Raw genomic sequence first — 18,557 nt, forward strand, 5'->3', positions numbered from 1 at the left:
CGGCATGCGAGCCACCCCCGAGCACGACCACTCCGAGCACGACGTCGAGCCCCCGCGGCCCGGCCCGGTCGCCTGGGTGCTGCTGCTCCCCATCAAGCTCTACCGCAAGGCGATCTCGCCCTTCCTCCCACCGGCTTGCCGGTTCTACCCGAGCTGCAGCGCGTACGCAGTCGAAGCCCTCACCCGGCACGGCGCCGGCCGCGGCTCCTACCTCGCGCTGCGCCGGCTGTTGCGCTGCGGCCCGTGGACACCGCCCGGCCGTGACCCGGTCCCCGAGACGTTCTCGTGGCGCCACCGCAGACCTGAAACACCGATCGAGGAGTAGCAGCAGTGCTCGATTTCATCTACTACCCCGTGTCCTTCATCCTCTGGTGTTGGCACAAGGTCTTCGGACTCGTCTTCGGTGAATCCGCGGCGATCTCCTGGATCCTCGGCATCATCTTCCTGACGTTCACGGTCCGCGGCATCATGTTCAAGCCGTTCGTGAACCAGGTCCGGTCGATGAAGAAGATGCAGGACTTCGCGCCGGAGATGAAGAAGCTCCAGAAGAAGTACGCGAACGACAAGCAGCGCCAGGCGCAGGAGATGCAGAAGCTCCAGCGCGAGCACGGCGTCAACCCGCTGGGCAGCTGCCTGCCGATGCTGCTCCAGATCCCGGTCTTCATCGGCCTGAACCACGTCCTGCGCGCGTTCTCGATCATGCCGGCGGACGGCAAGCCGAAGACCGAGAACTACTTCTTCACCCAGCACGACGTCGAGTCGTACGTCAACGCGAAGCTCTTCGGCGTCAACCTCGGCGAGGCCGTCTACAACGGTGTCGGCGTCGTCAGCGGTGGCAACGCCGCGAACGTCGGCTTCCACTGGAACGTGCTCCCGGTCGCGCTCCCCCTCATGATCATCGCGTCCATCGCCACGCACCTCACCGCGCGGCACTCGGTGGCCCGGCAGAACGCCGCGTCGGCCACCCCGCAGACCGCGATCATGAACAAGCTGACGATGTACATCTTCCCGCTCGGTGTCCTCGTCTTCGGTGCGCTGTTCCCGCTCGGCCTCCTCTTCTACTGGCTGGCGAACAACGGCTGGACCCTGATGCAGCAGCGCCTCGTCTACACGAAGATCGACAAGGAAGAGGCGGCCCGCAAGGCGGAGGCCGCGGAGAAGCGCGCGTCGCTCGGCCCGAAGCCGGGTCAGAAGCCGACCGCGCCGAAGGTCGGGCAGAAGCCGGTCCAGCAGAAGAAGAACCAGCCGGCTCAGGGCGGCTCTCAGAAGAAGGTCACCAAGGCGGGCTCGGCCCACGGCTTCGCGCAGACGGCGCAGGAGAAGGCCGACGCCGCGAAGGCGGACGCCGCCACGGCAGCCGAGCAGACCCCGGCCGCGGCCGAGGCGAAAAGCCCGAACGGCCAGAACGGCTCGAAGGAGAACGGCACGGGAGTGCCGGGGCTCCTCAAAGACTCGACCAGGAAGTCGGGCCGGAAGCGCCGCTGAGGCGCGACCGGTTCGGAGAGGAGACGAATGATGTCGGAGACGATCGACAAGATCGAAGCCGATCAGGACGACACAACGCCGGGTGCGGCCGGCGAGGAAGCGGGCGAGCAGAAGGCGGGAGGTGGCGACGACGTCCTCGTCCAGGAGGGCGACATCGCGGGCGACTACCTCGAGCGCCTGCTGGACCTCCTCGACTACGACGGCGACATCGACCTGGACGTCGAAGCGGGCCGCGCGATCGTGAGCATCGACGGCGGCGAGGACCTCGAGAAGCTCGTCGGCCCCCGCGGCACGGTGCTCGAGGCGCTGCAGGAGCTGACCCGCCTGGCGGTCCAGCAGGAGACCGGCTCCCGCAGCCGGCTGATGCTGGACATCGCGGGCTGGCGCGCGGACCGCCGCGAGGAGCTGCGCGAGCTCGGCCGTTCGACGGCGGAGTCGGTGCTGTCGAGCGGCGAGCGGGTACGGCTCCAGCCGATGAGCCCGTTCGAGCGCAAGGTGGTCCACGACGCGGTGGCCACGGTCTCGGGCGTCACGAGCGAGAGCGAGGGCGAAGACCCGAAGCGGCGCGTGGTGATTTTCCCGGAGTCCTGAGCTTCGGTTCTTGGAGCGGCCCCATCCGACCGGTTCGGGTGGGGCCGCTTTTTTGTATCCATGCGCGCTGCGGCGCTCGGCTGGGTTCGGCCCGCGCGATCGAGTGCGACTGGAGCGAGGTGCGGCTGTGGAGCCGCTCGGCTCGGCGGAGCCGATGGGCGATCGGCTCGCGCTGCGCGAGTCGGTGGGGATCGAGTTGCGGGGTGCCGGCGAGCGTTCGTCGACTCAGCGATGGCGAGCTCGTGCGGGTTCGGCGGGATCCGGCTGCGGAATGCTCGGCGGCGGGTGGGCGAATTACAGCGGTGAGGTTTCACGTGGAACGGGTCGGCCGGCCCACCGCTCGGCCGACCGAATCTCGGCGGCGAGTCACGAAGCGGAAGTCAGTCGCCGCTGACTCGGGTCGAGCTGATCGGCGAGCGCGTGAATTACAGCCGTGGGGTTTCACGTGGAACGTGGGCCGGTTGGTCGGCCTCGCACGCGACCGGCCGGTCGCCGGAGGACCGCGCCTCGGGTGTCCGAGGCTGACCCACCGCCGCCATGTTTCACGTGGAACTGTCCCCAGCTCGCCGCCGCGCGAGTGGAGTTGTCCACATCTGCGGTCTGTCGGCTCGTTTTCGACTCGACATCAGGGACAATCGAACGAGCGCCGTTTCACGTGAAACGCGCGGACGAGGAGTAGACGGAGTGAGCTTGGAGCAGGCCGCGGTGGCGGTGCGGGCCGCGGCGGAGCGGGTGTTCGGTGCGCGGGTGGGCCAAGCCGCTGGCTATGTCGAACTCCTGGAGAGTCACGGGGTCGAGCGGGGGCTGATCGGGCCGCGGGAGGTCGAGCGGCTCTGGGAGCGGCACGTGCTCAACTCGGCGGTGATCGGCGAGCAGATGCCCGAGGGGGCTCGGGTCGTCGACGTCGGGTCCGGCGCGGGGCTTCCGGGTGTACCGCTCGCGATCGCGCGACCGGACCTCGATATCGTCTTGCTCGAACCGATGGCCCGCCGGGTGGACTGGCTGGCCGAGGTGGCCGAGAAGCTGGAACTCCCGATCACCATCGTCCGTGGACGCGCGGAGGAGCGGCCTGTGCGTGAGCAGCTCGGTGGCGCCGACATCGTCACCGCTCGCGCGGTCGCCCCGCTGGCCCGGCTCGCGGACTGGTGCCTTCCACTGGTCCGTCCCGACGGCTTCCTGGTCGCCCTCAAGGGCGCCAGCGCGGCGGACGAGATCGAGCGGGACGGCGCCGCCATCAGTAAAGCCGGCGGGGCCGCTCCGCTGATCGTCGAATGCGGCACCGCAGTACTAGAGGTCCCCAGCACGGTCGTGAAGATCCGCCGCCTGCCGCCGAAGGCGCGGAGTAGGAAGCGCTAACGAGCCGCGCCATGTTCCACGTGAAACGACGCGACTCGACCACCGACCAGACGTCTAAATGGAGGAGGTGTCGAGACCGGTGAATCCCCCGCCGTCCGACTCCACGGAGACCACCCCCGACGTGGGCTGGACCCCGATCGCCGAAGAAGCCGCCCGCGCCGCGCGTCTGCTGCACCCGGACGGGTCGCTCCCCCGGCCCGGCCGCCGTCGCGTGCTGACCGTCGCCAACCAGAAGGGCGGCGTCGGCAAGACCACGAGCACGGTCAACCTCGCCGCCGCGCTCGCCGTCCACGGGCTCAAGACGCTCGTGGTCGACCTCGACCCGCAGGGCAACGCGAGCACCGCGCTCGACGTCGACCACCGGTCCGGGACGCCCTCGATCTACGAAGTCCTCATCGGCGAGGTGACGCTCGCGGAGGCGGCCCAGCCCACCGAGCAGTCCCCGAACCTCTTCTGCGTCCCCGCGACGATCGACCTCGCGGGCGCCGAGATCGAGCTCGTCTCGATGGCGTCGCGCGAGTCGCGGCTCAAGGAGGCCATCTCCTCGGAGATCCTCAACGAGATCGGCGTCGACTACGTCTTCATCGACTGCCCGCCGTCGCTCGGCCTGCTGACGGTCAACGCGATGGTCGCCGCGCAGGAGGTGCTCATCCCGATCCAGTGCGAGTACTACGCGCTGGAGGGTCTCGGGCAGCTGCTGAGCAACATCGAGCTCGTGCAGCAGCACCTCAACCGCGAGCTTCGCGTCTCGACGATCCTCCTCACCATGTATGACGGCCGGACCAAGCTGGCCGACCAGGTGACGAACGAGGTCCGGAACCACTTCGGCGACACCGTGCTGAAGACCGTCATCCCCCGCAGCGTGAAGGTGTCCGAGGCGCCCGGGTACGGCCAGACCGTGCTCGCTTACGATCCCGGTTCGCGTGGCGCGATGAGCTACGTCGACGCGGCGAAGGAGATCGCCGAGCGCGGCGCACAGATGGAGAGGGGTAGTTCGACATGACCGAGCGCAGAGGTGGGTTGGGGCGCGGCCTGGCCGCCCTCATCCCGACGGGACCGGCGGGCGGCGGTTCACTGCCGGCGCCCGCCGACGGCGCTGCGGCGGACGCGAAGGCGGCCGAGGACAAGGGCTGGTTCGCGGCCAACGGTCAGGCGAAGCAGCACAGCGGCGAGGTCGCCGGCGCGGTCTACCGCGAGATCCCGGTCGGCTCGGTCAAGCCCAACCCGAAGCAGCCGCGCCAGGTCTTCGACGAGGACGCGCTCTCCGAGCTCGAGCACTCGATCCGCGAGTTCGGGCTCATGCAGCCCATCGTGGTCCGCGAGCTCGGCGAGGGTGAGTACGAGCTCGTCATGGGCGAGCGCCGGCTGCGCGCGTCGCAGCAGGCGGAGCTCGAAGCGATCCCGGCGATCGTCCGGCAGACCGCCGACGAGTCGATGCTGCGCGACGCGCTCCTGGAGAACATCCACCGCGTCCAGCTGAACCCGCTCGAAGAGGCGGCCGCGTACCAGCAGCTGCTCGACGAGTTCGCGGTCACGCACGAGGAGCTGGCGAGCCGGATCGGCCGCAGCCGCCCGGTCATCACCAACACGATCCGGCTCCTCAAGCTCCCCCTGCCGGTGCAGCGCCGGGTCGCCGCGGGCGTCCTGTCCGCCGGGCACGCGCGCGCGTTGCTCTCGCTGGAGGACGCCGACAGCCAGGAAGAGCTCGCCGCGCGCATCATCGCGGAGGGCATGTCGGTCCGGGCGACCGAGGAAGCCGTCACCCTCAAGAAGAGTGAGAAGCCGGCCAAGCCGAAGCCCGTGGCGCGCAAGCCGATCCAGGCGCCGGGTCTCCAGGAGCTCGCGAACCGCCTCTCGGACCGGTTCGACACCCGCGTGAAGGTCGACCTCGGCCGGCGCAAGGGGCGGATCACGCTCGAGTTCGGGTCGGTCGACGACCTCGAGCGGATCGTCGCGATCATCGATGCGAATGGGACGAATCAGACACCAAAAACCGATTAGGGATCACCCCAGGGCGTTTCGTCACGGTGATGATTGCGGAACGCCGACACCGTGGCGACGCTGAGCTACGAGGGGGAAGCGTGTGGGATCCGACCGGAACGCTCGGCCGCGCGCTCTGGATCGGGGGCGGGCAGTGGGCCGGGAAGTCGACGGCGGATCGCGCGCGGTAAACCCGTCTAGCGCGATCCGGAGCGGAACTGGGTCCGCCGCTCGCCGGAGGAGATGGCGGCCGACGCGCGTGAGATCTTCGCGCTGCGGTTCGAGTGGGCGCTCGACGACCTGCGTGCGCTCGACTCGCCTCGAAGTCGACGGCTCCCAAGGCACAGAAAAAGTGGCCGACCAGGTGGCCGACCACTTCCGTCCGTACTGGGAGAGCTGACTCAGCGGGAGATCGCGCGCCCGATCAGGTCGGCGAACACCGTGCCGAGCGACTTGCCCGCCGCTTCGATCGCCATCGGCACCGTCGACGTCTCGGTGAGTCCCGGCGACGGGTTCACCTCGAGGAAGTGCACCGTGCCGTCCGCGGCGACGATCGCGTCCGTCCGGGAGATGTCACGCAGCCCGAGGACGCGGTGCGCGGCGACGGCGAGCTCGGCCGCCGCCTTGGCCGCGGCGTCGTCGAGCCGGGCCGGGGTGAAGAAGTCGGTCAGGCCGGCCGTGTAGCGGGCCGTGTAGTCGTACACGCCGCTCTCCGGGACGATCTCGACCGCGGGGAGTGCCTCGGGCCCGTCCGCACCCTCGATGACCGTCACGGCCACCTCGACGCCGTCCACGAACCGCTCGGCGAGCACCGTGTCGCCGTACGCGAAGCAGCCGACCATCGCCGCGGGCAGTTCTGCCGCTTCGCGCACCACCTGGGTGCCGAGCGCCGAGCCGCCCTGGTCCGGCTTGAGGATCAGGGGCAGGCCGAGCCGCTCGACCATCGCGTCGAGCACCGCCTGGGCGCCGAGCTCGCGGAACGTGCTGTGCGGCAGCACCGCCCACGCCGGCGTCACGAACCCGGCGTTCTCGATCAGCGCCTTGGCGGTCGGCTTGTCCCACGCGCGGCGGCAGCCCTGGGAGCCGGTGCCGACGAACGGCACCTCCAGCATCTCCAGGACCGTCTGCACCGAACCGTTCTCACCCTCGCCGCCGTGGAGGGCGACGACCACCGCGTCCGGCCGCTGCGTGCGCAGGCGCTCCAGCAGCCCCGCGTCGGTGTCCCACTCCTCGATGCCGAGGCCCTCGGACTTCAGCGCCGCGGAGAGCCGCCGCCCGGACCTCAGCGAGACGTCGCGTTCGTGCGAAAGCCCGCCGGCGAGCACGGCAACGGTACGGTCGACCACCGTGGAAACTCCTTAGGTAGAAACTCAGACCGTGTCCGGGGACGGGTTCTGCGGTCCCTGGATCTGGCGCGAGCCCACGCTACCGAAGGTGCGCGCGAGGTCCATTTCGGACTCCAGCACGGCGGCCAGCCGCCGGACGCCCTCGCGGATCCGCTCCGGCGTCGGGTAGCAGTAGGACAGGCGCATCTGTCGGCTGCCGAAACCGTCGGCGTAGAAGCCGGTTCCGGACGCGTACGCCACCCGCGCCGTCACCGCGCGCGGCAGCATCGCCTTCGTGTCGACGCCTTCCGGCACCGTCACCCAGACGTAGAAACCGCCGTCCGGCTTGGTCCAGGAACAGCCCGCGGGCAGGTACTGGTCGAGCGCGGACAGCATCGCGTCGCGGCGCTCGCGGTAGTTCTCGCGGAACTTCTTGATCTGGCCCTTCCAGTCGTGCGTGGCCAGGTAGCGCGAGACGATCATCTGGTTGAACGTCGGCGGGCAGAGCGTCGCCGACTCCGCGGCCAGCACGAGCTTCTCGCGCACGGCGTGCGGCGCGAGCACCCAGCCGACACGCAGGCCCGAGGCGAACGTCTTGGAGAACGAGCCGAGGTACACCACGTTGTCGGGGTCCGTCGACCGCAGCGCCGGGTAGGTCTGGCCGTCGAAGCCGAGCAACCCGTACGGGTTGTCTTCGACCACGAGCACACCGTGGTCGCGGCAGATCTCGAGGATCTCCGCGCGGCGCTCGACGGCCAGCGTGACGCCGGCGGGGTTGTGGAAGTTCGGGATCGTGTAGAGGAACTTGACCCGGCGCCCGGCCTTCTCCGTCTGCGCGAGCGCTTCACGCAGCAGCTCCGGGACCAGGCCGTGCTCGTCCATGGCGACGTGCACGACCTGCGCCTGGTACGCGGCGAACGAGCCCAGCGCGCCGACGTACGAGGGGCCTTCGGCGATCACGACGTCACCCGGGTCGCAGAACAGCCGCGTGACCATGTCCAGGCCCATCTGGGAGCCGACGGTCACCACGACGTCGTCCGGGTGCGCCTTGATGCCCTCCAGCGCCATGATCTCGCAGATCTGCTCCCGCAGCACCGGGACGCCGTGCGCCGAGCCGTACTGCAGGGCGACGAGCCCGTCTTCGGCGATGATCTCCGCCACCTGCGCCGAGAGCGTGTCGAGCGGGAGCGCGGCCAGGTTCGGCATGCCACCGGCCAGCGAGACGACCTCGGGCCGGCTGGCCACCGCGAACAGGGCCCGGATCTCGGAAGCGGTCATCCCGGCGGTGCGCGCGGCGTACCGCTCGAGGTGCGGGTCGAGGTTCTGACGGCCGCGTGGGCGCTTGCTGGGGCGGTTCTCGGTCATCGACGATTCACCCGGGGCTCGGTGGACACGGTCACTCCCGCGGGAGCAGATGGATCCCATCGAGTGTAACCGGGCACCCATCCAGGCCCCCTGGCCTTTCGGTGCTTGTCACATCGGCCTACCATCGGTGCTGGCTCCCGTGTTCGTGCTGTGGTTCCGCGCGGCTTGACGGCCGGGCAGCCCGTCGGGAGCGCAGGTCAGGGAGGTCGCGGGTGTCGCGTCGCGTCGTGGGCGTCACACTGGACAACCTCGAGCATCTGCCGAAGAGCTGTCGCAGGTGCGTGTACTGGGAGCTGGCCCCGCACCTGAAGAACCAGGCCGAGGAGTTCGGCGCCACCGAGGTCGAAAAGGAAGCCTGGGTCTCCAGCGTCCTGCTCGAGTGGGGCTCCTGCGGCCGCATCGTCTACAGCGACACGCTGCCGGTCGGGTTCGTGCTGTACGCCCCGCCGAACGCCGTCCCGCGCTCGCTGGCCTTCCCGACGTCCCCGCCGAGCGCCGACGCGGTGCTGCTGACGGCGTTCCAGGTCCTCCCCGAGTTCCGCGGTGGCGGGCTCGGCCGGATGCTGGTCCAGGCGGTCGCCAAGGACCTCACCAAGCGCGGTGTCCGCGCGATCGAGGCGTTCGGCGACGCGCGTCCGGACGAGACGGACCCGGACGGCGGGCACAGCTGCGTACTGCCGGCCGCGTTCCTGCAGAGCGTCGGGTTCAAGACCGTCCGCCCGCACCAGAAGTGGCCGCGCCTGCGCCTGGAGCTGCGCTCGGCGATCACCTGGAAGGAAGACGTCGAGGCGGCGCTGGAGCGGCTGCTCGGCCAGGTGACGATCACCACCGCCGAGCCCAGTCTCGGCCGCGCCTGACCTCGGGCGCGAGCGGTGCCCGAGGTCAGGCCGGCGGTCAGCTCGGGCAGGCGCCGGTCCGTACGGCGTTGGTCACCATGCCCCAGTCCCCGCCCACGTAGCCCAGGAACCGCACCGAGTTGAGCTCGACGCAGATCGAGTGATCCGGGTTGCCCTTGGTGGACACCCGGACTTTGTCGCCGGACGTGCTGCACCCCTTCCAGTACGCCTTGCCGGCGGCGACGCTCAGGTGGCAGGGGGTGCCGGCCGCGGGCTGGGCTGCGGCCACCCCCGAGCCCGCTGCGGTTCCGGCCAGCACCAGCGCGGCCGCCGCGACGATGCGAATGATGTTCTTCATGGTTCCTCCCTCGGCCGGGCCGGTGCCCGGCAGCCGTCCGACGCACGGACGGTCAGGGAAGTTCCGGACATGCGGTGCAACCCCCAGCGCAAACGTTTGCGCCGGTGTCCCGGCACGGGTGTAACAGCGGATTCCGTCGTGCGTGCACAACTGTGGAAGAAGTGCCGAGTTATCCACAGAGCGCTGATAGGAGCGGTGGACAAGCTGTGGAGAACTGCCCGAAAACCTGGGGACGCACGTGCTGCGTCCCCAGGTGTGGTGGGGCAGGTGAAGGTGAGCCGCTAGGGGTTGTGGTCGGGCCTACTCGGCCTTCGCGAGCTCGTGCGCGAGGACGTCCGCGAACGTGAACGTGCCCGTCGGCTGGTCGCCCTCGCCGAGCAGGTACAGGCGCTTGACGGCGATCAGGATGCCCTCGGCGACGATGTCGCGGAAGGCCGGGTCACCGAGCTTGCGGGCGTCGTCCGGGTTCGTCAGGTAGCCGATCTCGATCCGGACCGCCGGGCAGCGCGTGCGGGTGAAGATGTCCCACGACTTGTAGTGCGTGCGGTTGTCCTGCAGGCCCGTGCGGGCCGCGACCTCACGCTGGATGAAGCCGGCCAGCAGCTCGCCCACCGTGGACGTCGTGCCGTTGCCGTTGCCGAAGTGGAAGCTCGCGACACCCTGCGCGCGCGGCGACGGGTTCTTGTCGCTGTGCAGGGACAGGAACAGGTCCGCGCCCGCGTCGTTGGCGAACTTGGCGCGCTCGAGCTCGGTCGGGCTGTGGTTCGGGCCGCGGGAGATCAGCGCCTCCATGCCCGTGGCCTTCATCCGGCCTTCGAGCCGCCGCGCGAGGTCCCACGCGATGTCGGCCTCACGCAGGCCGCCGGCGACCACACCGAGGTCGTCACCGCCGTGGCCGGGGTCGATCACGATGCGCTTGCCGCGCAGGCGCGGGCCGGCCTGGCGCACCTGCTCCTGCTCGCGCAGGAACACGGGGCGCCCGCCGCGGGCCCGCGGCGAGGACAGGCGGTGCAGCTCGCGGATGGTCGCCGGGCCGCACATGCCGTCCGGCGTCAGCCGCATGTCGCGCTGGAACGTCTTGAGCGCGCGCTCGGTGGCGGGGCCGAAGTACCCGTCGGGGCGGCCGGCGTCGAAGCCGAGCTCGGTCAGCCGCTCCTGCAGCGTGAAGACGTCATCACCGTGGACCGGCGACGCGATCATGTACGACAGCGGACGGCTGCCCAGGTGGTAGCTGGCGCCCTTGAGCGCCTGGAACGTCGCCGGGCCCACGATGCCGTCGGTCATCAGCCCACGGCGTTGCTGGAAGGCACGGACGGCGCCTTCGACGGCGACGTCGAACGTGTCGTAGTCGTCGGTGCCGGAGACCGGCGGGAGCAGGTCCATCCCGGCCAGGATGGACCTGATCTCGGCGACGTCCGGACCGGCGTCACCGCGGCGGAGTACCCGCATGCACTCCTCGCTCTTCCTAAGGCACCGACTCGGGGGTTCGGCGCGGGGCAGAAAACTTCAGGAAAACCATCACTGAGACGTGCTCAGGTCTTCTATTGTGCCTTGCCAACTCTCGGTGACAGCGCAGGCCCGGTAGGTGCGTCAAGCGCCCGATCGTGGCGCACCTTCAGTGGCCCTCGTCACGCAGCATTCACCCACACGGGCGGGATTACCCCGAACGGCGACGGACCCGGGGTCCACAGGAGGGGTTCCTGCAGGCCCCGGGTCCGCCGGGTGGGTCCGCGCTCAGAGGACGTCGGCGAGATCCGACAGCAGCGCGGCCTTCGGCTTCGCGCCCACGATCTGCTTCACCGGCTTGCCGCCCTGGAACAGGATCAGCGTCGGGATCGACATCACCTGGTAGTCACGCGGCGTGTTCGGGTTCTCGTCGATGTCGATCTTGGCGATGGTCAGCTTCTCGCCGTTCTCGGCCGCGATCTCCTCGAGCACCGGGGCGACCATCTTGCACGGCCCGCACCAGGTGGCCCAGAAGTCGACCAGAACCGGCTTTTCGCTGGTCAGGACCTCGTCGACAAACGTCGCGTCGGTCACCTTCACGGTGTTGGTCATGGTTTCTCCTTCAGGTGGTTTGTACGCCGGAAAGTCAGTTGGTGCCCGCGCCGTAGCCGCCGCCGACGAGCTCGGCCGCCTCGTGCGCGTCCGATTCGCCGTGCTCCGCCAGCCAGCGTTCCGCGTCGATCGCGGCGCTGCAGCCCGAACCCGACGCGGTGATCGCCTGGCGGTAGGTGCGGTCCACCAGGTCACCGGCGGCGAAGACGCCGTCCAGGTTCGTGTAGGAGCTGCGGCCCTGGGTGATGACGTAACCGTCCTCGTCCAGGTCGACCTGCCCCTTCACCAGCTGGCTGCGGGGGTCGTGCCCGATCGCGACGAAGAAGCCCGAGACGTCCAGGGTCGACTCGGAGCCGTCCTTGGTGTCCTTGATCTTCAGGCCCTCGACCTTGCCGTCGCCGAGCACGCCGGTGATCTGCGAGTTCAGCTGCCACTTGATCTTCTCGTTCGCGCGGGCGCGCTCGAGCATGATCTTCGATGCGCGGAACTCGTCGCGCCGGTGCACCACGGTGACGGACTTCGCGAACTTCGTCAGGAAGGTCGCCTCCTCCATCGCCGAGTCGCCGCCGCCGGCGACCACGATGTCGTGGTCGCGGAAGAAGAAGCCGTCACAGGTCGCACAGGCCGAGACACCGCGCCCGAGCAGCTCCTGCTCACCCGGCACGTTCAGGTACCGCGCCGCGGCACCCATGGCGAGGACGACCGCACGGGCGGCGTAGCGCTTGCCGTTCGCGTGGACGTACTTCACGTCCCCGGTCAGCTCCAGCGACTCGACGTCCTCCGCGCGCAGCTCGGCGCCGAAGCGCTCGGCCTGCTTGCGCATCTCCTCCATCAGGTCCGGACCCATGATGCCGTCGCGGAACCCGGGGAAGTTCTCCACCTCGGTCGTCGTCATCAGCGCGCCGCCGAACTGCGTGCCTTCGAACACCAGCGGTTCCAGCTGGGCCCGTGCCGCGTAAACGGCAGCGGTGTATCCGGCAGGACCCGACCCGACGATGATCAGGTTCCTGATTTCCTCGGCAGCCACCCGTGACCTCCGCTCGTAGTGACCCGTGTACCAGGGTTAACACGATCGTAGGTGGCCATGTTCCCAGGGGTGACAGCCGCTACTCGTCTCCTCGGTGGTGCGGTTACTTCTCGCCGACGATCTTGTCGAACAGCACCGCCGGGTTGCCCGGTCCGCAGTCCGCGCCGAACGCGACCAGGCGGAACTGCGCCAGCTTCCCGGTGGTCAGGATGATCATGACGCCGGCCTTGCCGCCGACGTTGACCGGGCGGATGCCCTCCGGCCGCACCTTCGGGTCGAGCCCGGCGGCCGCGATGCACGCGTCCAGCCGGTCTTCGGTCTGCAGCGGGCCGAAGTCGCGGACGCCGACCGCCTTGCCGATGAGGGCCTGCGCGCCGCTGCCGTCGCTGCCGACCGTCGGACCCGACGGCGGCGAGGCGACGTTCGGTGTGCCCGTCTGCTGCGACGTGCTGGGGATGGCGACCGTCACCGCGACGACGGCCGCCGCGGCCGCGGTCAGGATCCCGGCGCCCCAGCCGAGCCGCTTGTTCCGGCGTCGCCGGGCCGCCGCGAGGTCCACCACCGGGGCGTGCCCGGACCCGGCCTGCTCCGGTGCCGTGCGCGGCGACGGAAACTTGGCGGCTGCTTCGGCGGCCAGAGCCGCGTCCAGCCGGGCCGCGAACTCCGCGGGCATCGGCGGGGCCGGCGCGTCGGCGAACGCGGCCAGGTCGGCCTGCGTGGCGTCGAGGGCGTCCAGGATCGCGCGGGCTTCCGGGTCGGCGTCGACCAGCGGCCACAGCTCCGCCGCCCGAGCGTCGTCCAGCACGCCGGCGTGGAGGTCGGCGAGCACGTCGACGGACCAGGGCGGACCGACGGTCCCCCCGATCCCCCGGCTTTCGTCCGTCATCGTCCCTCCCCGCTACCCGGCTGGCGCCCGGCCCGTTTGCTTTCGTGAGTTGGGACGTTCGCAATCGCATCGGGGTTCCGCAGGTGTCCGAGAACCTTCGCGAGTTTTCCGCGGCCCCGCGCGCACCGGCTCTTCACAGTGCCTTCGGCGATGCCGAGCATCTTCGCGGTCTCCGCGACGGAGTACCCCTCGACGTCGACGAGCACGATCGGGGCACGCTGGTCCTCCGGCAGCTGGTCGAGCGCCTCCCGGACGAGCAGGCTCGTCTCCCGCTCGGCCATCGAGTCGCGCGGGGTCGCCGGCTCGTTGAAGCCCGTCTCCGGCAGCGGCACGGTCGGCCGCGCCTGGCGGCGGCGGATCCGGTCGAGGCAGGCGTTCACCACGATCCGGTGCAGCCACGTCGTGACCTGCGACTCCGCCCGGAACTTGTCGGCGGCGCGGAACGCCGAGATGAACGCGTCCTGCAACGCGTCGGCGGCCTCCTCCGGGTCCCGGACCGTGCGCAGGGCGACCGCCCACATGCGGTCGCGATGTCGCTGGACGAGTTCGCTGAACGCATGAGGGTCCCCCGCGGCGTGAGCCGCTATCAGATCCGCATCCGTGGGAGCTGCAGCTGTCACCCGGGAGAGCCTACTGACCTCCCCGGGCGCGTCACCCCGCAGGCAGGAAGGTCAGGTCGGCGATTTCCGTCTGGAACTTGCCGTCCTCACCACCCAGAGCGGTGATCCAGACGATGAAGTACTCACCCTGCGTAGGCTGGGCCAGCGCGATCGTCGTGTCGCCGTCCTTCAGGTCGCCGTTGCCGACGACCTTCGTGTCGGCCAGGTCGGGGTTCTTCTCGGTCGCCGAGCGGATCTCGACCTTGGTGCCCGGCGTGCCGCCGCCGATCTTCACCTGGCTGAGGTTGATCGGGTCCTTGAAGGTGACGACCAGCCCGACACCCGGCTTGATGACCGGGAACTGCTGCTTGTACTGCTCGGTCCGCCACTGCGTCTCGGGCTTGTCGTCGATCACGTTCCGCGCCCGGCCGGTGTTGTCACCCTTGCCCTCGGGGTTGTAGACCGCGACGGCCTGCGGCTTCACCGCGGCGCCCACGGCGGGCGACGGCGGCGGCGCGGGCTGGCTCGACGCGGGCGGCTGCCCGGCCGGCTGGCTCGACGCCGGCGGCGCGGCGACGTTGATCGTCGGCCCGCTCGCCTTCGAGTCGCCCTGGAAGACGTTGATCAGCATCAGCCCGCCCCAGGCGAGGATGACGACGGTCGCGACCACCAGCACGGTGACGCCCAGCGCGAGCTTGCGCCGCCGGGCGACGTCCTTGACCGGCTTCTTCGTCGTCCAGACCGTGCCTTCGCCCTCGGCCGGGTCACCGCCGACGGCCTTGATCAGCTGGGTGCGCTCTTCCTCCTCGGCCACCTGGTCGAGCATCCGGAGGATGGCCGCGCTGGTGCGGATGCCGCCGTTGCCGCCGTCCTCGATCGTGCGGACGGCCAGCGACGACAGGTCGGCCGGCACCGTCGGGATCAGCTGGCGCGGCGGCACGATCCCGCCCTGCGGGGTGGTCGGCGCCGGCTGGATGGCGGGCGGGCCGCCGGGCAGCGCCCAGCGTCCGGTGAGCAGCAGGTAGAGGACCGCGCCGAGCGCCTTGACGTCGTCGCGCAGCGTCGCCTCCGGCAGCGGGCCGGGGAACGCGAGCTTCAACGCGCCGTTCGGCGTCAGCCGCAGCCGCTGGGGGTGGTCGAGGCCGAGCACGAGCCCGTTCTGGTGGGCCTGCTCGACGGCTTCGGCCAGCGCCTGCACCATCCGCGCGGCCGCGGCGGGCGCCACCGGCCGCTGCGCGACGAGGTCGACCAGGTCGCTGCCCTTGGTCCACTCCGCGACGACGACCCCGAGCAGGCCTTCGCTCGAGGTGATGCCGCTGCCGAGCGCGAGCACGTCGAGCACCCGGGCGACACCGCCGTGCCCGAACTTCGACGCGTGTGTCGCGCGTTCGAGGGTGCGCCGCGCGAGCCGCGCCGCCTCCGGGTCGGCGGGGTCGCCGACCAGCAGCGTCAGCGCGACATCACGCTTCAGCTGCCCGTCCCGCGCACGCCAAAGGTGCGCGTCCCCCCGCTCGTCCACGCCGAACTGCGCGAGGAGGCGGTAGCGGCCGTCGCCGACCACACGCCCGGGGGCCAGCGATCCGACCTGGGCCTTGCCCACGTGGTTCGCACCCCCCGCCTGTTCGCTCCGCCTCGTGTCCACCCGCACTCTCTCCCGTTAGCTCCCCCGCCAAGGTTACCCAGAATACGACGCGGGAGTCGTCGCCTTCCGTACCGGAATCGTTACCCGCGCTTGATCAACCGGGTGAACCTGGATGTGGCCGGTTTCAGCTCCTCCACCTTCAGGGCCATCAAGATCCCGAACGAGACCGCGATCCCGACGATGCCCTGCAGGAAAAGCTTGATCCAGGCGCCCAAAGTCGGCCCGAACGAGTCCGGCACGACCTGTCCGACGACCCAGGCCGCGCCGACACCGAGCGCGCTCGCGACGACCGTGAACAGGATCACGCCGATCACCCGCTTGCTCCGCAGGTTGCCCAGCGTCACCCAGAGCCACACCTGGCCGAGGATCGCGCCGACGACGAACGTCAGCGCGTTCACCATCATGACACCGAGCACGACGTTGTCCGGCGACAGCAGCACCGGGCACAGGTACAGCAGCGGCACCTTGACCAGCGTCATCACGATCATGATCAACGTCGGCGTGCGGGCGTCCTTCATCGCGTAGAACACGCGCATCTGGAGCATGACCAGCGCGTACGGCAGCAGTGCGAACGCCGAGATCGCGAGCGCGTCGCCGAGCCGCTCGGCGGTGTCGACGGTGCCCTTGCCGAACGTGAACAGCGCGATGCCGATCGAGCCGCCGACCACGGTCATCACCGCGGAGATCGGCACCAGCATCACCGTCGACATCCGGGACGCGTACGAGAGGTCGCCGATCAGCTTCTTGTGGTCGCCGTCGGCGGCCGCGCGGCTCATCCGCGGCATGATCGCGGTCAGCAGCGAGACGCCGATGACGCCGTACGGGAGCTGGAAGAGCAGCCAGGCGTTGCTGTACGCGGTCACACCACCGGGTGAACCGCTGGTCAGGACGCGCGTGTTGATCGTGTACCCGACCTGGCTCACCGCGACGTACCCGAGGATCCACAGCGCGAGGCCGCCGAACTCCTTCATCTGCTTGTCGATGCCCCAGCGCCACTTGAACCGGAAGCCCGACCGCAGCAGCGGCGGCACCAGCAGGATGGCCTGGGCGACGATGCCGCCGGTGACGCCGATGCCGAGCGTCAGCACCTTCGGGTCGAAGATCGACGGCTGGTCGGTGTTGATGTCCCCCGGCATGATCCACACGACGAGGATCGTGAAGATGACGACCAGGTTGTTGATCACCGGCGCCCAGGCCGTCGGGCCGAAGATCTGCTTGGCGTTCAGCACCGCCGAGAGCAGCGCGAACACGCCGTAGAAGAAGATCTCCGGGAGCAGCAGGTAGGCGAACGCCGTGGTCAGGCCGGAGCTGGCCTTGCCGGAGCCGTCGACGTAGAGGCTGGTGAACGCCGGCGCCGCGAGCACCGCGACCACCGTGCCCACCAGCAGCAGCGAGAACGCCACCGTGATCAGGCGCTGGGTGTAGGCCGCGCCGCCGTCGGGATCGTCCTGCGAGCGCACCAGCAGCGGCACCACCACGCTGGCGAGCACACCGCCCATCAGCAGCTCGAAGATGATGTTCGGCATCGTGTTCGCGACGTTGAACGAGTCGTTCGCGATGCCCTGGCCGATCGCGCCGACCAGCAGCAGCTTCCACAGGAAACCGGTGATCCGGCTGATCAGCGACGCGATCGCCATCCGGCCGGACGCCTTCGCCAGCGACGGCGCCTTCGCCGGCGCCGCCTCCTTGCCGGGCTCGACCGGCTTGACGAGCGGCGTCTTGAGCGCCGGCATGACCTGGGTGGCCAGCGCGTCGTACGGGCGCATGACGTCCGGGTCGGCGACCGGCCAGCGCGAGTTCATGGGGACGCCGGCGGTGCGCGGGATGAACCGCGTCGCCTCCGGGTCGGGTGGCCGCTGGGCCTCCTCCTGCCACGGCCGGACCGGCGCCGGACGCCGTGACCCACGACCGCGCGGCGGCACGGGCACACCGGACGCCGGGGTGCCGGGAGCGGGGACGCCGGGCGCCGGGGTGCCCGGCGGCGGGGTCGCGGGCGGCGGCAGCGGCGGTGCGGGCTGCGGCAGGCGGCCCTGCGCCGACGGCGGTCCGGCGGGCGGCTGGGCCGGTGGCTGACCGGGCTGACCGGGCGGGGGCGGCACGGGCTGGACGCGGGTGGGCGCCGGACCACCGGCCGCGCGGGGCGGCTGCCCGCCGCGCGGGGGCTGGCCTTGCGGCGGCGGCCCCTGGGGCGGCGGGCCCTGCGGGGGCGGACCCTGCGGCGGCGGGACGCGCCGGGCCGGGCGGCCGGGGGCGTCGTCGCGCACCGGGGCTTCGTCGTGGACGGGCCACGCCTCGCGCGGAGGCCCGTCGTCGCGGACCGGGCGGCCGTCGCGAGGAGGCATGTCGTCGCGGGGTGGCCTGCCCTCGCGGACTAGACCGTCGTCTCGGACAGGCCTGCCCTCGCGGACGGGACCGTCTTCGCGGATCGGCCGGCCGTCGCGGGGCGGCAGGTCATCTCGGGGTGGGCGGCCGTCGCGAACGGGACCGTCGTCGCGCATCGGGCGACCGTCGCGAGGAGGCATCTCGTCTCGGGGTGGGCGGCCGTCGCGGACTGGGCGGCCTTCGCGCACAGGACCGTCGTCGCGAGCCGGGCGGCCCTGGCGGCGCGGCGGGCCGTCCTCCCGGACCGGCCGCCGGGGCGGAGCGTCGTCACGGGCGGGGCGCGGCGGAGCTTCGTCGCGCGGTGCCCGCCGGGGCGGGGCGTCCTCGCGCCGGGCGCGCTTGTCGCGGGCCGGGGGCTCGTCGGGGGCCGGGAGGTGGCGGGTGTGCCCGTTGCGGGACGGCTGGCGGCGGCCGCGCTCGGGTGGCGGCTGCTGCGGCGGAGGCTGGCGCCGGACCGGCTGCCCGGCACGCGGCGGCCCGTCACCCCGTTGCGGGGGCGGAGCGCCTTCGCGCCGAGGACGACTCGCACGCTCGGGTGGTAAGCCCGGCTCTCTCTCCAACGCGTGCCCAATCCTCGGTGCTCGAACCCCGTCGCCGCGGCCCGGTGCCGCGCACGTGCGGACCAAGGGTAATCGGGAACCGGCCGAAGCACTCAAAGGCCGACGGA

General features: G+C 70.8%; 18 protein-coding genes. 7 read left to right on the forward strand and 11 right to left on the reverse strand.

The genetic code is table 11. The features are described from left to right. Window positions 1-4: 4 nt before the first annotated feature. The 6 genes from yidD (at window position 5) to ACZ63J_RS15855 (ending at window position 5,433) form a co-directional block, all read left to right on the forward strand. Window positions 5-325, forward strand: coding sequence for a membrane protein insertion efficiency factor YidD (gene yidD / locus ACZ63J_RS15830; RefSeq protein ID WP_465400092.1), 321 nt, complete (start codon window positions 5-7; stop codon window positions 323-325). Between the two features lie 5 nt (window positions 326-330). Then, window positions 331-1,485, forward strand: coding sequence for a membrane protein insertase YidC (gene yidC / locus ACZ63J_RS15835; protein WP_465400091.1), 1,155 nt, complete (start codon window positions 331-333; stop codon window positions 1,483-1,485). Between the two features lie 30 nt (window positions 1,486-1,515). Continuing rightward, a complete protein-coding gene (locus ACZ63J_RS15840) occupies window positions 1,516-2,076 on the forward strand; it encodes a Jag family protein (RefSeq protein ID WP_465306511.1) in 561 nt (186 codons plus the stop codon). 684 nt (window positions 2,077-2,760) lie between these two features. After that, window positions 2,761-3,432 carry a 16S rRNA (guanine(527)-N(7))-methyltransferase RsmG gene (rsmG, locus tag ACZ63J_RS15845; RefSeq protein ID WP_465333283.1) on the forward strand — a complete coding sequence of 224 codons (672 nt, stop codon included), beginning with the start codon at window positions 2,761-2,763 and terminating at the stop codon, window positions 3,430-3,432. Window positions 3,433-3,511: 79 nt separating this feature from the next. Further along, window positions 3,512-4,435, forward strand: a complete 924-nt coding sequence (locus ACZ63J_RS15850) for a ParA family protein (RefSeq protein ID WP_465333284.1) — start codon at window positions 3,512-3,514, stop codon at window positions 4,433-4,435. Continuing rightward, a complete protein-coding gene (locus tag ACZ63J_RS15855; protein ID WP_465306516.1) occupies window positions 4,432-5,433 on the forward strand; it encodes a ParB/RepB/Spo0J family partition protein in 1,002 nt (333 codons plus the stop codon). The genes ACZ63J_RS15850 and ACZ63J_RS15855 overlap by 4 nt, the downstream gene beginning before the upstream one ends. 380 nt (window positions 5,434-5,813) lie before the next feature. Here ACZ63J_RS15855 and ACZ63J_RS15860 read toward each other — a convergent pair whose 3' ends face one another. Both ACZ63J_RS15860 and ACZ63J_RS15865 read right to left on the reverse strand, forming a co-directional pair. Continuing rightward, window positions 5,814-6,758 (reverse strand): D-alanine--D-alanine ligase family protein, encoded by a 945-nt coding sequence (locus tag ACZ63J_RS15860; protein ID WP_465306518.1) that lies wholly within the window; start codon window positions 6,756-6,758, stop codon window positions 5,814-5,816. A gap of 24 nt (window positions 6,759-6,782) precedes the next feature. Continuing rightward, window positions 6,783-8,102 carry an aminotransferase-like domain-containing protein gene (locus ACZ63J_RS15865; protein ID WP_465400090.1) on the reverse strand — a complete coding sequence of 440 codons (1,320 nt, stop codon included), beginning with the start codon at window positions 8,100-8,102 and terminating at the stop codon, window positions 6,783-6,785. Between the two features lie 212 nt (window positions 8,103-8,314). On the opposite strand from ACZ63J_RS15865, the gene ACZ63J_RS15870 reads away from it, so the two are divergent. After that, window positions 8,315-8,959 carry a GNAT family N-acetyltransferase gene (locus ACZ63J_RS15870; RefSeq protein WP_285477676.1) on the forward strand — a complete coding sequence of 215 codons (645 nt, stop codon included), beginning with the start codon at window positions 8,315-8,317 and terminating at the stop codon, window positions 8,957-8,959. Window positions 8,960-8,996: 37 nt separating this feature from the next. Here the strand turns inward: ACZ63J_RS15870 and ACZ63J_RS15875 are convergent, their stop codons facing one another. From ACZ63J_RS15875 to ACZ63J_RS15915, 9 genes are all read right to left on the reverse strand, one after another. Then, window positions 8,997-9,296 carry a hypothetical protein gene (locus ACZ63J_RS15875; protein ID WP_465400089.1) on the reverse strand — a complete coding sequence of 100 codons (300 nt, stop codon included), beginning with the start codon at window positions 9,294-9,296 and terminating at the stop codon, window positions 8,997-8,999. 300 nt (window positions 9,297-9,596) lie between these two features. Then, window positions 9,597-10,745, reverse strand: coding sequence for an N-acetylmuramoyl-L-alanine amidase (locus ACZ63J_RS15880; RefSeq protein WP_465306523.1), 1,149 nt, complete (start codon window positions 10,743-10,745; stop codon window positions 9,597-9,599). Between the two features lie 285 nt (window positions 10,746-11,030). Further along, window positions 11,031-11,354 carry a thioredoxin gene (gene trxA / locus ACZ63J_RS15885; protein ID WP_247016298.1) on the reverse strand — a complete coding sequence of 108 codons (324 nt, stop codon included), beginning with the start codon at window positions 11,352-11,354 and terminating at the stop codon, window positions 11,031-11,033. 34 nt (window positions 11,355-11,388) lie between these two features. Further along, complete coding sequence (gene trxB / locus ACZ63J_RS15890) at window positions 11,389-12,381, reverse strand: thioredoxin-disulfide reductase (RefSeq protein WP_465333289.1); 993 nt, start codon at window positions 12,379-12,381, stop codon at window positions 11,389-11,391. Between the two features lie 103 nt (window positions 12,382-12,484). After that, a complete protein-coding gene (locus ACZ63J_RS15895) occupies window positions 12,485-13,267 on the reverse strand; it encodes a hypothetical protein (RefSeq protein ID WP_465400088.1) in 783 nt (260 codons plus the stop codon). Then, on the reverse strand, window positions 13,264-13,887 hold the full coding sequence (gene sigM, locus ACZ63J_RS15900; protein ID WP_086679039.1) for an RNA polymerase sigma factor SigM: 624 nt from the start codon (window positions 13,885-13,887) through the stop codon (window positions 13,264-13,266). The genes ACZ63J_RS15895 and sigM overlap by 4 nt, the downstream gene beginning before the upstream one ends. A 31-nt stretch (window positions 13,888-13,918) precedes the next feature. Further along, on the reverse strand, window positions 13,919-15,508 hold the full coding sequence (locus ACZ63J_RS15905; RefSeq protein WP_465400087.1) for a protein kinase family protein: 1,590 nt from the start codon (window positions 15,506-15,508) through the stop codon (window positions 13,919-13,921). 80 nt (window positions 15,509-15,588) lie between these two features. After that, the gene (gene murJ, locus ACZ63J_RS15910; protein ID WP_465400340.1) at window positions 15,589-17,310 is read right to left on the reverse strand and encodes a murein biosynthesis integral membrane protein MurJ; all 1,722 of its coding nucleotides are present in this window, start codon (window positions 17,308-17,310) and stop codon (window positions 15,589-15,591) included. Window positions 17,311-17,879: 569 nt separating this feature from the next. Beyond that, the gene (locus tag ACZ63J_RS15915; protein ID WP_465400086.1) at window positions 17,880-18,419 is read right to left on the reverse strand and encodes a hypothetical protein; all 540 of its coding nucleotides are present in this window, start codon (window positions 18,417-18,419) and stop codon (window positions 17,880-17,882) included. Window positions 18,420-18,557 lie beyond the last annotated feature (138 nt).

This window comes from Amycolatopsis sp. NPDC104863 (assembly GCF_055582965.1).